General features: G+C 46.1%; 12 protein-coding genes. 4 read left to right on the top strand and 8 right to left on the bottom strand.

Annotation, left to right across the window (positions count from 1 at the left end; all coding sequences use genetic code 11):
• Positions 1–25 precede the first annotated feature (25 nt).
• Positions 26–610, bottom strand: a complete 585-nt coding sequence (locus OP864_RS09900; protein WP_270098044.1) for a TetR/AcrR family transcriptional regulator — start codon at positions 608–610, stop codon at positions 26–28.
• Between the two features lie 943 nt (positions 611–1553).
• On the opposite strand from OP864_RS09900, the gene OP864_RS09895 reads away from it, so the two are divergent.
• A complete protein-coding gene (locus OP864_RS09895) occupies positions 1554–1724 on the top strand; it encodes a hypothetical protein (RefSeq protein WP_270098043.1) in 171 nt (56 codons plus the stop codon).
• A gap of 88 nt (positions 1725–1812) precedes the next feature.
• Here OP864_RS09895 and serC read toward each other — a convergent pair whose 3' ends face one another.
• Positions 1813–2880: a 3-phosphoserine/phosphohydroxythreonine transaminase gene (gene serC, locus OP864_RS09890; protein ID WP_270098042.1), complete on the bottom strand. Its 1068-nt coding sequence runs from the start codon at positions 2878–2880 to the stop codon at positions 1813–1815.
• A 28-nt stretch (positions 2881–2908) separates the two neighbouring features.
• A complete protein-coding gene (locus tag OP864_RS09885; RefSeq protein WP_002658138.1) occupies positions 2909–3250 on the bottom strand; it encodes a nucleotide pyrophosphohydrolase in 342 nt (113 codons plus the stop codon).
• 53 nt (positions 3251–3303) lie between these two features.
• Between OP864_RS09885 and OP864_RS09880 the strand changes: the two genes are divergently transcribed.
• Together OP864_RS09880 and OP864_RS09875 are read left to right on the top strand one after the other, a co-directional pair.
• Complete coding sequence (locus OP864_RS09880) at positions 3304–3864, top strand: DUF1415 domain-containing protein (protein WP_270098040.1); 561 nt, start codon at positions 3304–3306, stop codon at positions 3862–3864.
• 172 nt (positions 3865–4036) lie between these two features.
• A complete protein-coding gene (locus OP864_RS09875) occupies positions 4037–4357 on the top strand; it encodes a hypothetical protein (RefSeq protein WP_270098039.1) in 321 nt (106 codons plus the stop codon).
• A 219-nt stretch (positions 4358–4576) separates the two neighbouring features.
• Here the strand turns inward: OP864_RS09875 and OP864_RS09870 are convergent, their stop codons facing one another.
• The 4 genes from OP864_RS09870 to amaB form a co-directional block, all read right to left on the bottom strand.
• Positions 4577–5116, bottom strand: a complete 540-nt coding sequence (locus tag OP864_RS09870) for a hypothetical protein (protein WP_270098038.1) — start codon at positions 5114–5116, stop codon at positions 4577–4579.
• 48 nt (positions 5117–5164) lie between these two features.
• Positions 5165–5833: a hypothetical protein gene (locus tag OP864_RS09865; protein WP_270098037.1), complete on the bottom strand. Its 669-nt coding sequence runs from the start codon at positions 5831–5833 to the stop codon at positions 5165–5167.
• Entirely contained in the window at positions 5808–6386 is a 579-nt protein-coding gene (locus OP864_RS09860) for an RNA polymerase sigma factor (protein ID WP_270098036.1), read from the bottom strand. The genes OP864_RS09865 and OP864_RS09860 overlap by 26 nt, the downstream gene beginning before the upstream one ends.
• Before the next feature lie 137 nt (positions 6387–6523).
• Positions 6524–8077, bottom strand: a complete 1554-nt coding sequence (gene amaB / locus OP864_RS09855) for an L-piperidine-6-carboxylate dehydrogenase (protein ID WP_270098035.1) — start codon at positions 8075–8077, stop codon at positions 6524–6526.
• Between the two features lie 1095 nt (positions 8078–9172).
• Here amaB and OP864_RS09850 point away from each other — a divergent pair.
• Positions 9173–11794 (top strand): hypothetical protein, encoded by a 2622-nt coding sequence (locus OP864_RS09850; protein WP_270098034.1) that lies wholly within the window; start codon positions 9173–9175, stop codon positions 11792–11794.
• A gap of 337 nt (positions 11795–12131) precedes the next feature.
• Here OP864_RS09850 and OP864_RS09845 read toward each other — a convergent pair whose 3' ends face one another.
• Positions 12132–13352 carry an MFS transporter gene (locus tag OP864_RS09845; RefSeq protein ID WP_015692807.1) on the bottom strand — a complete coding sequence of 407 codons (1221 nt, stop codon included), beginning with the start codon at positions 13350–13352 and terminating at the stop codon, positions 12132–12134.
• Positions 13353–13519 lie beyond the last annotated feature (167 nt).

The following is a 13519-nucleotide window of genomic DNA, read 5'->3' as shown; positions in this document are numbered from 1 at the left end:
GATTCTAATTAATTTAATGAAGGAATTATTTTTTTTCGGCTTTTGGCCAACGCTTGAGCCGCTCTAGGGCCCAATTGCAGGCCGAGCCTAACAATTTAATATCTTGAAAAACACGCATCATCATTAATGCGCCTTCTATCTGCATAACCGTCTGCCGAGCCGCCTTGACCGCCTCCTCTTCAGAGGCTCCGGCCCGCAGAAATAAATGGGCAAAAGCGGCTATCCAATCTTCAAAAAAAGCTTGCAATACCCGCCTAAATTCAGGCTCTACAGAAATGGTTTCTAAGGTAATATTACCAAACAGACAACCCGCCAAATCTTGCGTAAATATGGGCGCTTGTTGGTCAAAAAAAGCTTGTAAACGCGCCAAGGGACTCCTCTCCTCCTCATAGGCAATGGCAAAAATCTTTTTGCGATAATACTCCAATAAGGTAGTCAAGACCTCCAACATTAAGGCCTCTTTAGAAGAAAAATAATGATAAAAACTCCCCTTTTGCAAGCCGCAAGCCTGGGCCAAATCACGCATAGAGGTTTTGTTGTATCCTTGCTTTCGAAAAACAATAATCGCTTTTCGCACAATTTCCTCTTTCGTAATCTTTTGTACGGGCATTTTTATTTGGTTTGTTGCTTTGGCAAATTTACCAAACGTTTGTTCGATTCCAAATTTTTTTTGCCTTTTTCTTTGGGGCCTTACTCCTTTTAGTCGTCGAACTGCGGCCTAAAGGCCTTGTTGTCGTTTACTTCGTCGAACTGGCGCCTCTTTGAGGCTGGTTGTCGCAGCTCGCTGTTGTTTTGGGGCCTCCCGCCTGCGGCGGGCGCTACGTTCCACAGCTCGCTGTTCGCTCGGCCCTTCGCCGCTTTCAGCGGCTCGGTCTGGCCCTGCGGGCCACTGCTGCACATCGCTAGGCCGTTTGGCCTTCGGCCATGGCGGCTTTGCCGCCTGCTGTTCATCGCCTAGGGACAAGCCCCTAGGCTAATCCAATGGAGTCAGCCCTAAAGGGCCTCCACTGTTCATATAGCTGGCCTTGCGCTCTAAAGGATGGCGTTAACTTCATGAGGGTTTCAACCCTCATTTATAAGCATTGCGAAGCAATACCATTGTTGCTGTAGGTTTCAACCTACAGTAAAAAGGCCCGCAGGGCCGCAGGCTTAGGGGCCTGAAAGGGTGCCGCGCAGCGGCAGACCCAGCCGCTGAAAGCGGCGCAGGGCCGAGCAAACATGCGAGCCCTGAAAGGGCCCGGCCGCCGAAGGCGGCAAGCCCCAGAAAATGACCTAATTCCATAAAAAAGACCATCTCAACTACTACTTGTAAATAAAAAACAACTATCTTAAAGTATTTTATAATTTCACAAGAAAACACAATAAAACACTTACTTTTATCCCTCTGCCTATTCTGCAGTTCTTTTCTTTTTGCCCAACATTATGAGATAGGTAAAACCTATAACTTTGATGGCAAAAAAGTACAGCTTTCGGTCCGTTACGATGACAAAGGACAAGCCCATATTAGCCAGAAAGCACAAACCAAAGACGTAGAGGACCAAGCCTACTTTTTTATGGACCAAAACTACTGGACCAATATTTCTGCCGATGAAAATGTTGTAGAGATGGGCCTAGTAGAAGATGCTCCAGTTCATCACTTCTGGGTGATCGACCTCAATGGCGAGCCCACAAAAGCCCCCCCTATAGCGAATATAAAGGCGGGGAAGGATCTCAGCTCGTCTTAGAAGCCAATAGCGTCATTTTTGAATAAGTACAAGCTATTCTTAGAAAGAAAGCCCTCGCCCAATTTCAGGCGAGGGCTTTTGCTTTTCCCTATGGCTTAAAGTTGTTCAGCAAATCAACGAGATGTTGCACCGATGCCAAATCCATGGCATTGTACATAGAGGCCCGAAAGCCCCCCACCGATCGGTGACCCTTCAAACCACTAATGCCATTGGCCTCGCAATAGGCCAAAAAGGCCGCCTCATGCGCTGCCGTATCCGCCACAAAACAGGCGTTCATGATAGAACGATCCGCCTTGGCTACGGTGGGCCGGAAATGAGGATGCGCCTCTACCGCCTGATACAATAAATCGGCCTTTTCTTTATTCCGACGCTGCATGGCCTTTAAGCCCCCCTGCCCCTGAATCCAACGCAAGGTCAACATAGATACATAAATGGGATATACCGGCGGCGTGTTAAACATCGAGCCCTTTTTGACATGCGTCTGATAATCGAGCATGGTCGGAATCTGACGCTGGATGTTACCCAAAATAGATTTGCGCACAATCACTAAGGTCACTCCCGCTGGCCCCAAGTTCTTCTGCGCCCCAGCATAAATTAAGTCGTATTGGTTGGCGTCAATCGGACAGCTAAAAATGTCTGATGACATATCCGCAACCAATAAACAACCCTCGGGACGCTCTGGCAAATGATGAAACTGACTCCCCCGAACGGTGTTGTTGGTCGTTATATGCAGGTATTTGCAATGGGCCGGAATCTGACAAGCTTTGGGAATATACGTATAGTCTTTATCCGCAGAACTACCCACAACGACTACCTCTCCAAAGTTTTTGGCCTCCTTGATGGCTTTGGTCGACCATGTCCCCGTATCAATATAGGCCGCCGTTTCGCCTTCTCCCAATAAGTTCATCGGGACCATAAAAAACTGCGAGGAAGCCCCCCCCGTTAGGAAAAGTACCTCAAAGTCATCTTCTAGCTCCAAGAGCTCCCGCACCAAATCCCTAGCCTCATCCACTACAGCCGTAATCGGCTTAGAACGATGCGACATCTCTAAAATAGATAGCCCTTCTTGTCCAAATTCTTTTACCGCCTCGGCCGCTTCGGCCAAAACTGTGGCAGGTAAAATGGCTGGTCCAGCCGAAAAATTATGCTTCTTCATAAGGTTCTTTTTGTCAGCCAACTAGGGCCTATGATTTCAATTTGGGGTTGTTGGCATGCCGCTCGGCATCCCGAATTTTGCGCTTTTCCATAATATCCTCCAAGGCTTGGCCCAAATCTACCCCGGTCTGATTGGCCAAACAGAGCAATACAAATAAAATATCGCCCATCTCACTGCCCAAGTTCTCCTGAGCATTCGCCTCATCTTCTGCCCGTTTGAAGGATTGCTCCCCATAAATTCGAGCCATCAAACGAGCCAACTCCCCCACCTCTTCCATCAAGATGGCCGTATTGGTCAACTCATTATAATAACGAACGCCTACCGTCTTGATCCAATGGTCTACGGCGGCCTGTGCTTCTTTTATTTCCATATTCTAATTTGCATTCTTTATCTTCGTCCAGAACTTGTTCAAAATAAGCTTTTATGCAAGAAAATAAAAATTCTAAGGCGATTCCAGCTACCCAAGCTTGGCTAAAATCAGTGGTGCTCGACCTCCAACTTTGCCCTTTTGCCTATGCCCCACACCGCCAAAATCGCATTGCCTACCACAGCTCTAAGGCCCAAACCGTAGAAGCGGCCCTGCTGGACCTTGAACAGGCTTTGCAAGAACTACAAGCTCATCCAGAAATTAGTACGAGCTTGCTCATTTTTGAAAGCGGCTTTGCCAACTTTTTTGATTATCTAGACCTGCTCGATCTGGCCGATCTGCTCATTGACCAACTCAATTTGCGCGGCCATTATCAACTCGCCAGTTTTCATCCCGAATACCTTTTTGCTGGCGAAGATGAACAGGCCAGCAGCCATTATAGCAACCGCTCGCCCTTTCCCATGCTCCACCTCATCAGAGAGGCAGAAATGGAACTGGCCCTAGCCCATTATCCCCAGCCCGAAAATATTCCTATCCGAAATCAAGCCCTACTCAATGAACAGCCCCCTAGCTATTGGGCCCAAAAACTACAGGCTTGCTATCTCACTGAGGATTAATTTTTTTTGGGGCTGCCCCGCCCTGCGGGCGGGTCGGGCTGTGTCAGGGCTCGCAGGTCTGCTCGGCCCTGCGCAAAAATGCTTCGCATTTTTGCTGGGTCTGGCCCTTCGGGCCACCCTTTTCCATCCCTCAGCCAGTCGCTTCGCTCCTCTACATCCAAAAAATACGCTTATGTCTACTCCTGCCCTACTGAGTATTTTGGCCAAAGATTTCCCCGCTTTACAGGCCCAAGAAGAGGCCCAATTAGAAGAAGCTTTGGCCCAAGCGCTGCTCTCCTATCTAGATCCCTTACAAGAGGCTTTTTTTCAGCTTTGTTACCGCTGGGACATTGCTGAGCATAAGGTCCGACAGATTTTGGAGCAGCCCCAAAATGAAGCCATCAATGTTTTACTGGCCCAATTGTTTATTGCTCGGGCCAAAGAAAAATGGACCTACCGCCAAGCTTATCCCCAAAAAGAAGCCGATGAAGAGGATGGGGTCTCTCCTTGGTAGAAAGGAAGGCCCAACCCAAGCCCCGCGCTTCGGCCTAGGGGCCTGAAAGGGGGCCGCGAAGCGGCAGACCAAGCTTTTTGAGCGTAGCGAAAAAAGCGAAGGGCCGAGCAGACCTGCGAGCCCTGAAAGGGCCCGGCCGCCGAAGGCGGCAGGCCCCAAAACAAAAAAAAAGGCCCGCCAAAGCAGACCTTCTTTTCCAAAGCATGACTGAGATTAACCCTAATCTCTAGGGGGCGGAGGAGGACCATCGCCACGCTCTCCGCGATGATGCTTGCCCCCTCTACGGTGCTTGCCGCCATGATGTTTTCCACCTCTACGATGGCCTTTCATGGCCTTGAGCACCTCTCTTTTAAAGCCTCTTTCAGCCTTTTGAAGCATGAGTACTTTTCTTAGGGGAAGTACCTTCTTAAACTCTTTATGGTATTTGCGCTCTAGGGCAATATGCTTTTCTTTGAGCTTCATCTGCTCCTCAAAAATGCCCTCTACCTCTTTGTCTGACATCAGGGCCAAGTCTTTTTGATGTAGGGCTTTGCCTGCTTTGCGCAAAGCTTTTTTCTCTTCTTTAAAGGCCTCATATACAGGCCAAAACTTTTTAGCCTCATCGCTAGATAGATCTAGCTCTTTGGTCAAGTACGCAATGCGAAGGGCTTCCATACGCTCCTTGCGGGGACCGTCTTCTCTGGGGCCATCTACCGGGGGTTGTGCATTGAGGCCCAAGCCACCCAAAAAGAGCAGCATCATGAATGATAGATACTTCATAGTCATCAGAATTTAGATTGTTGTTTAGGAACTGCCTGTTGAAGCAGTTTAATTGAGCAAATCATCTTCAAGTTCATCTAGCTCGTCCAGCTCTAGATATTCTTGAAGCTCATCGTTGTTTGTTTCTTCTAGTAGTTCGTTTTCTAGACTAATGCCATTGGCTGGGGGAAGCAAATTGGCTTCTAGTTGGTCCAAGGTCTGATCATCGACATAAGCCATGAGGTCATCCATAGGCAAATCATCGAGTTCAGCCAAGAGGTAAGTTTCGGCCATTTCGCTATTGATGGCCATGCTGTTGTTGTTGAGCCGAGGATTGGAGAATAGCCAAAAGCTAAGGGCTCCCGCCAATAGGGCCACAGAGGCAGCTAGGCCTAATTTTGGCCAAAGGCGGTTCTTCTTTTTCCGAGCTCTATTCTTCTTGAGGTCCAAGAGGTTTTGCTCAAAGTAGCCAATTGGGGGGGCGCTGCGCTCTTCCGCTAAGGGCTTTTTATGTTGGGCCAAAAAGGGACTGATTTCAGTCAGTTCGTCTTCGGCCTGCAGGCGCTCTTCTAGGCGCTGGGGCAATTTTCGAAAATAATCCTTGGGGGGAGCAGTTCGACTTTGGGGCAAGGGCTGCCGATGCTTGGCCAAGAGCGGACTCATATCCGCTAGTTCGGCCCAAACTTCTGCTCCTTTTTTGGGGTCCTTCATCTTATTGCTGTTTAATGTAGTTTTCAATTTTTTTCACGGCATGATGATAACTAGCCTTCAGGCTACCGACCGAAAGTTCTAGGACCTCGGCCATATCTTGATAGGGCATTTCATCATAGTAGCGAAGCAAAAATACTTGTCGCTGTCTATCGGGCAAAAGAGCGATGGCCTCTTGCAATAGGTTTTCAATATCTTCTGCGGGCAAATAGCTATCGGCCTGGGCGGGCGCCTGATGGTCCAAAAGCTCCAGACTTTCGGTCCGATGCCGCTTGCGCTTGCGCAAGTGGCTCAGGGCCTCATTGGTGGCAATTCGGTAGAGCCAGGTATAGAGTTTAGACTGTCCTCTAAACTTATCTATCCCCTTATAGACCTTAATAAAGGTATTTTGCAAGACCTCATCGGCTTCTTCATGAGGGCCTAGCATTCCTCTCAAATGCCAGTATAGGCGCTCTTGATATTGTTGCACCAACTGACTAAAAGCACGCTCGAAGCTTAGCGGCATTTGGAGTTGCTGTAGCAACTCTTGCTCTTCTGGCTGTAGATAACTACTTTCTTCTAGGGCCATTTTCATTTTGTTCATAGACCATCTTCCTTGTTTTGCTTCTAGGATACCCAAAAAGGGCCGAGGTTTAATAGCAGTTTATTTTTCCTGACTTATTATACAAAAAAAGGGCTGCGAAAGATCTTCCGCAGCCCCTTAGTAATTAGCTATTTAGCTTAGAAATCAAATTTGATTCCCTGCGCCAAAGGTACATCTGCACCATAGTTAATCGTATTGGTTTGGCGACGCATATAGGCCTTCCAAGCGTCAGAGCCCGACTCACGTCCTCCACCAGTTTCTTTTTCTCCACCAAAAGCACCTCCAATTTCAGCTCCAGAAGTACCAATATTTACGTTGGCAATTCCGCAATCAGAACCCTGAGAAGAAAGGAAGAGCTCGGCCTCGCGGATAGAGTCGGTCATAATGGCCGAAGACAATCCCTGAGGAACATCATTTTGCATGGCGATAGCCTCTTCCAAATCGCTGTACTTGAGCAAGTAAAGAATAGGGGCAAAAGTTTCTGTTTTTACGATATCAAATTGCTCGCTTACCTCAATCAAACAAGGCTTCACATAGCAACCGCTTTCGTAACCTTCACCTTCCAATACACCCCCTTCAACCAAGACGTTTCCGCCAGCGGCTTTAGCGGCTTCAATAGCGGCTAGATAAGTGTTTACAGAATCTTGGTCGATCAATGGACCAACATGGTTATTCTGGTCCAAAGGATTACCAATGCGAAGTTGGGGGTAAGCATTCACCAACAACTCTTTTACTTTATCATAAACAGAATCGTGAACGATGAGGCGACGAGTAGACGTACAACGCTGTCCGCAAGTACCTACGGCACCAAAGATGGTAGCGGTTAGGGTCACTTTTAGGTCAGCCTGAGGCGTAACGATAATGGCGTTGTTTCCGCCCAATTCCAAAAGGGTTTTACCAAAGCGGCCAGCTACTGTTTGGCCCACAATGCGGCCCATACGGCTAGAACCTGTAGCAGAAATCAATGGAATGCGCTCGTCATTGGTCATCCATTCCCCTACATGATAATCGCCAGTAACGATTGCCGAAAGTCCTTCGGGCAATTTATTCTCTTGCAAAACCTCTTTCAAGATATTCTGGCAAGCGATGGCGCAAAGAGGCGCTTTCTCAGAGCCTTTCCAGATACAAACATCGCCACAAACAAGGGCAATCATGGCATTCCAAGACCAAACGGCCACGGGGAAATTAAAGGCAGAGATAATCCCTACGATCCCTAGCGGATGCCATTGTTCATACATTCTGTGGTTGGGGCGCTCCGATTTCATGCTGAGGCCATAAAGTTGGCGCGAAAGTCCAACAGCAAAGTCACAGATATCAATCATTTCCTGTACTTCACCCCAGCCTTCTTGCAGGCTTTTTCCCATTTCATAAGACACTAGGCGGCCCAAAGCGTCTTTGTGGCGGCGCAATGCTTCTCCATATTGGCGAACGATTTCGCCACGTTGAGGGGCAGGCGTAGTTCTCCAGCTCTTAAAAGCGGCCTGTCCAGCCGATACGATACGCTCATATTCGGCCTGGCTAGTGGCATATACCTTAGCGATCAAGGCGCCATCTACTGGAGAGTAGGAAGAAATCAGGGGCGCATTGGCCTCATGAAAATCCTCTAAGCCTGTGCTGCTACCGGCATTGACCTCGGCCAATCCTAGTTCTTTGAGCACTTGGCTCATGTCAATTTGCTCTGCTGTTTGCATGTTGCTGTAATTTTGTGTTCAAAAATCTTTTCAAAGATAACAGAAACCGAAAGTTCTGCCAAATAGGGAGGAACTAAAGGCTTGTTTTTATTCTATTCTTATTGTTTTGGGGCTGCCCCTCCCTGCGGTCAGGTCGGGCTGTGTCGTGGCTCGCAGGTCTGCTCGGCCCTGCGCAAAATTCGCTACGCTCATTTTGCTTGGTCTGCGGCTGCGCCGCACCACTTTCCATCCCTCAGCCGCGGGCCTTCGGCCCTTTTTAAGCCGCCTTTGGGCCTACTATAATATCGCTTTTTATGGGCTGTTCTTTAGTGCTTAGGTATACAGAAGGAGAATTTATTTTGTCTCGGCCAGCTAGAAAACTAGGGGCAAAAAGGCTAAAAACCTATAATATACGTCCCCATACTCCATTGGATACGTCCCTAAACCCCATTGACGACGTCCTAAACCCCATAAGGTATGTCCCTAAACTCCATTGGATAGGTCCCTAAACCCCATTGACGACGTCCTGAACTCCATAAGGTACGTCCCCATACTCCATTGGATACGTCCCTGGACTGCATAAGATAGGTCCCTAAACCCTATTGACGACGTCCTGAACCCCATGAGGTAGGTCCCTATACTCCATTAGATACGTCCCTATACTCCATTGGATAGGTCCCTAAACCCTATTGACGACGTCCTGAACCCCATGAGGTAGGTTCCTAAACCCCTAATTATACGTCTAGGGACCTCAAAATAGACGTCCTGGGACGTCTATTTGGGGTCCTACAACCTATATCATGGACTTCCACAACCTATATCGTACACTTCCATAACGTATATTAGACACTTTCGCAACCTATACCATGAAGTTCAGGACGTCTATTAAGCAGTAAAGGGACCTATAACGAACAGTTTAGTAAGTGTATTCAATGACTTTGACAACATATAACCTAGAGTTTAGGACGACTAAGAAGGAGTTTTCCCCTTTATCGCCTAGGGACAAGCCCCTAGGCGCAGGAAAGGGCAAACACAAAATTTTAAATAGAGCCCAAAAGGAATAAATAAACTGTATATTGGGGGGGTAGTGACCTATAAACAAAAAATCAAAATAACATGAAAGCATTCGCCACTATCCTTATCTTCTTTATTAGTTTACTTAATCCCAGTAAAATGCAAAGCAAAAAGGAAATTATTGCGGCAAAAAACAGTTACCAACAAGAGCAAGCTCTTTTGAACGAAAGCTATTTGCAGTATAAAAGCCTGAGCGAACTGCTCGCTCAACTCAGCCCTGAAGACCCCGAATATCAATCCTTTAAAGCGGCCCAAATAAAGGCCAAAAAAGTTTTGGGACTGTATAAAAAACAGCTGGCCAAGGAAAAAACAGCCTTAGAGACTATTATTGCCAGTTTTCTAGGCGCTCAGCAAGAGGATATTCCGAAAACTGATTTTTGGGTAAAATTTGCCCAAAACGCTCGAAAAGTTGCTTTAAAAGCACGAAAGCTACAAGCCAATATTCAAAAAGACGAATGGGAGGAAACCTTATACCTCAATGATCTTTACATCAGCTTTTCTGAAGGTAAAAAGCTCAAAGTTTGCCGTCTAATTGCGGCAGATATTAAGGCTTTAGTAGAGCAGGCAGACAACAAGCCGCCCAGTATATTTTTAGAAGAGTTGGCCCAAATTTTTGAGCGTTATGATGCAGTAGAAAAGATTAAGAAGTATAGAGCTAAATCGCGTTTTATTGAGTCTAGCATTGCGCCTTATGTCCTTTCCCCAAACCAACTAGAAAGCATTTTGGACCAAGCCCTAGCCAAGGATGACTTTTTGACGGAGGAGGAGAAGGCCAAAGAGATAGAGGATACCCAAAAAGAAGTAAGGGCCCTTAAGGAAAAATTATTGTTGAAGATTCAAGAGGAAAAAAATAGCATCAATAGATGGAAGAATGAGGAATATTTAACATGGGATGACAGCATTAACCTTGCAGATTGTTTAGCCCCCAGCTATTTTCCTCAAGTAGTGGCCAATGATTATTATACAGACAAATATGTGAAAGTAGCGACCATCAAAAATTCTTTACTTCAGTCTTTGGAACGCTTAGAGCAGGAAGGAAGCCTAGAGGAACATAAGGCATTTATGAATTGTGGCTTTCGCTTCTCCAACTACAGAGTACAGTCCCTTAGAGAAATTTTTGAAGCAGTAGAAACTGAGCGACTAGTTCAGTTAAGGTCACAACTTGCCTATCTTGAAAAAAATCCCAATGTAAAAGTGGACTCCCAACAATTGAAGTCTCTTTTAAATAGAATGAGCGCAGATCCCAATGACTTTATTGGACAAATTATGCTGCTAGATATCTCTAAATTAAAGGCTGTTACCTTAAGCCAAATATACACTGCATTAGGCGATGCCATGACTAATTACAGTGCATTAGAAGGCTTAATAGCTAACGAATTTCCTAAAAGAAGTATCCAAGGTTGGACTTCTTTTGATGGTAAATTTGTCTCCGTTATAGTTTTAGCAACAGTTAAGCCTAGTCCTCTTCAAAAAATCATACAAGCATGGAGCGAGGAGTATAGAGATCTTTTTTCTAATAAGTTAGCCAAATACAAGTATCGCTATTTTTCTAGAAAAACCTTGGAGCGAAACGCCCAAAACAACCTGAAGATATCGGACTTTCCAGAATTGGAGACGCTCTTTCAGCAAACCTTTAAGGAGACTTTAGTAGAAGGGGAAAAACTAAGTTATTCAGAGGTTGCTAGCAGTTGGCAGGCCTTCTTATTAGAACTAGTGATACACAAAGGCATTAACAACTTAGAGCAGCATCAAGCTGCAGTTCAGGCCTTAGAAAAAGCGGGTATTCATGCTTTGGCAGACAGTACTAAGCTAGAGGCTATTTTTCAGCCTATTCCTCTGCCGAAGAAAGAAAAGGATCCCATCCTTCTTCTTGCTGAAAATCAATTTGATGTTAGCTGGCTTATTACTTATCCTAAAGTTGACAGCCAAGTTGCAGAATTGGTCAGTACGATAGAAAAAATGATGACTCAGCCTGAAGAGAAAATTGAAGAGGAGATAAAAAAGGCCGCTAAAGAAAGTTCACTTTGGGAAGATTATGTAAAAAAGTTTATAAAAAAGGGTATAAAAAAGGGTAAAGACTTCGCCGACAATGTAAACCCTTTTTCTCATAAGAAAACATTAAAGCTCATAAAGAAAAATCTTGAAACTTTCTACCAGCAAAAAGCTGGTACTGATACCTTAAGCTTAAAATTCCGCTTTCAGCATGACAGCTTAGATCAAAAACGACTCTTCCCTGTTTTTGTAGGGGATAAAGGGATTGATCAAATTACTAGTTTGAGTAACACGACTAGTCCTTACCATGAGGCAGCTATCACAGGATCAACTTATGAAGGAAAAACTGATGGCTCTTTCATTTTAACAGTTAAATTGAACGTAACTGAAAAACCTACCGATATCACCATTGATGTGGGCGCAAGTCTTGCAACATTTGTGAGTGTTAACCTCAGTTCCAGCCGAGCAACTTCGGGTGATTCGAAGACCTTTGACTTCATTATAAAAGGAAAAATCACTGCTAACAGCTCTGAGCAAAAGACGGAAAGCTACAACATAAAAATAACAGAGCATTTAATCTCACCAAGTATTAAAAATGATCCATTTATTAAGGAGGTAAAAACGAGCTTTAATAAAAAAGAGCTTACACTAAGTCTCCTTCCGAAGGAATAAAAACCAGCTATTCAGAGCCCCAAACTTCCATTTGGGGCTTTGGTCTTTTTGGCCAATCCCTGCAGCTTTTGTTTAATTTTAGTAGCTGTTCAATCCATGAGGGTTTTAACCCTCATTCATATATCATTGCGAAGCAATACCAGCTGTCTGTAGGTTTTAACCTACAGACAAAAGGGCCGAAGGCCCGCAGGCCCAGCGCTGCGCAGCCGTGGCCGCAGGCCAGACCAAGGAGCGAAGCGACGCAGGGCCGAGCAGACCTGCGAGCGGCGCAGCATAGCGGCGGCCGCCTTGGCAAAGCCAAGGCGGCCGCGGGCCCCAAAATAAAAAGAGAAAGAGATTATTCAGCTTCTTTGAGCGGGACAATCTTTCGGCCCAAGAAAATGGCCAAGAACGTCAAGCCCACCGCTAAATAGCCCAAATAATTATAATTGCCGATAGCGACGACATCGGTATTTTTCTGGGCAATTTCGACCACAATATTGCCGCTAATGAGGGCGGCCATGCCGGCGGCCAATTGTTGCATAGCCGTATTTAGGCTCATAAATCCGGCCCGGTACTTTCGTTCTACGCTAGAGACCACCATCGTAGTAGAGGGAATAATTCGGCCACTAATGAGGATAAAAAAGAGGGAGCTCGCCAAAAGGGCGAAAGGGATCCCATAATCGGGTAAATGCGTGATCAGCAGCAGGGGGAGAATGGATAAAATGGCAAAAGTGACAAAGATATTCTTATGTCCTTTTTTATCGGCTAGGCGGCCAATAGCGGGGCCAGTAAAGAGCGTGAGCAGGCCCCCACAGAGATAAATATAGACCAATTGAATCTCGCTAAAGCCGATATTGCCCACCATAAAAGGGCTGATATAGGGAATAATCATAAACTGTCCGAGGACCAGCAAGAGCGTCATGCCCAAAGCACGGAGTTGATTGGGATTGCTAAAGGTACGCTGAATAATGCTGAGCGCAGGCGCCTTGGGTCCCTCCTCCTTACTTTCTAAATTGGGGATAAAATACCAAAGGCCGATCAAAACGGGCAAAGAAGCCAGGGCCAAAATCAGGAAAGGCCAGCGCCAATTGCCCATACTGGCCATATAAATACCAAAAGGCACCCCAAAGGCAGCGGCAGCAGAAAAGGCAGCCATAACCACGCCCATAGCAGAGGCGCGTTTTTCTAGGCTAAAGACATCGCCAATCAGTGAAAGCACCAGGGCATTGAGCAAGCCACCAAAAAGGCCCGTTAGGATACGGGCAAGGACCAGAGTTTCGTAGCTATTGACCAAGCCACAGGCAAGAGTTCCCAGCCAAAAGCCCGCATAGGTCCATAAAAGCGCCTTTTTTCGATCCAATCGATCAATAAAAAAAGCACTAGCCAAAACGGTAGCGCCTGCACTGAAGGTATAAGAAGAAACGAGGACCCCAAACTCCTTAGCCGAGATATCGAGTACTCGCATAAGTTGTGGGCCAAGTGGCATGAGGACCATAAAGTCCATAATGTGCGTAAACTTTGCCCCGGCCAAACTAAAAAGTAAGAGTTTTTCGCTGGAGCTAAATTTTATTTTCATAATGTTGAGATTTGAATGCAGTAGGCAAAACAAAATAAGGCCCTAAAGGTTGCTTACTTTTTTTTGCTTTTGTTTTCGGAATGTCGCAAATATGGCTATTTTTAGGCGCAAACAAAGGCCCTTAACAGACTTTAGTAGGGCTTTAAAAGAAGCCTAAAGTCTGTGGG

Origin of the sequence: Saprospira grandis (assembly GCF_027594745.1) — a bacterium.
In the GTDB taxonomy this organism is placed as follows: domain Bacteria; phylum Bacteroidota; class Bacteroidia; order Chitinophagales; family Saprospiraceae; genus Saprospira; species Saprospira grandis.
The sequence above is the reverse complement of the archived record's forward strand: the minus strand, read 5'-3'. Positions and strand labels throughout refer to the sequence as shown.

Excerpts from the sequence above, each read along its gene's own strand:
- OP864_RS09900 (WP_270098044.1), bottom strand. The coding sequence starts at position 610 with ATGCCCGTACAAAAGATTACGAAAGAGGAAATTGTGCGAAAAGCGATT.
- OP864_RS09875 (WP_270098039.1), top strand. The coding sequence starts at position 4,037 with ATGTCTACTCCTGCCCTACTGAGTATTTTGGCCAAAGATTTCCCCGCT.
- OP864_RS09870 (WP_270098038.1), bottom strand. The coding sequence starts at position 5,116 with ATGAAGTATCTATCATTCATGATGCTGCTCTTTTTGGGTGGCTTGGGC.
- OP864_RS09895 (WP_270098043.1), top strand. The coding sequence starts at position 1,554 with ATGGACCAAAACTACTGGACCAATATTTCTGCCGATGAAAATGTTGTA.
- OP864_RS09845 (WP_015692807.1), bottom strand. The coding sequence starts at position 13,352 with ATGAAAATAAAATTTAGCTCCAGCGAAAAACTCTTACTTTTTAGTTTG.
- amaB (WP_270098035.1), bottom strand. The coding sequence starts at position 8,077 with ATGCAAACAGCAGAGCAAATTGACATGAGCCAAGTGCTCAAAGAACTA.
- serC (WP_270098042.1), bottom strand. The coding sequence starts at position 2,880 with ATGAAGAAGCATAATTTTTCGGCTGGACCAGCCATTTTACCTGCCACA.
- OP864_RS09860 (WP_270098036.1), bottom strand. The coding sequence starts at position 6,386 with ATGAACAAAATGAAAATGGCCCTAGAAGAAAGTAGTTATCTACAGCCA.
- OP864_RS09850 (WP_270098034.1), top strand. The coding sequence starts at position 9,173 with ATGAAAGCATTCGCCACTATCCTTATCTTCTTTATTAGTTTACTTAAT.
- OP864_RS09880 (WP_270098040.1), top strand. The coding sequence starts at position 3,304 with ATGCAAGAAAATAAAAATTCTAAGGCGATTCCAGCTACCCAAGCTTGG.
- OP864_RS09885 (WP_002658138.1), bottom strand. The coding sequence starts at position 3,250 with ATGGAAATAAAAGAAGCACAGGCCGCCGTAGACCATTGGATCAAGACG.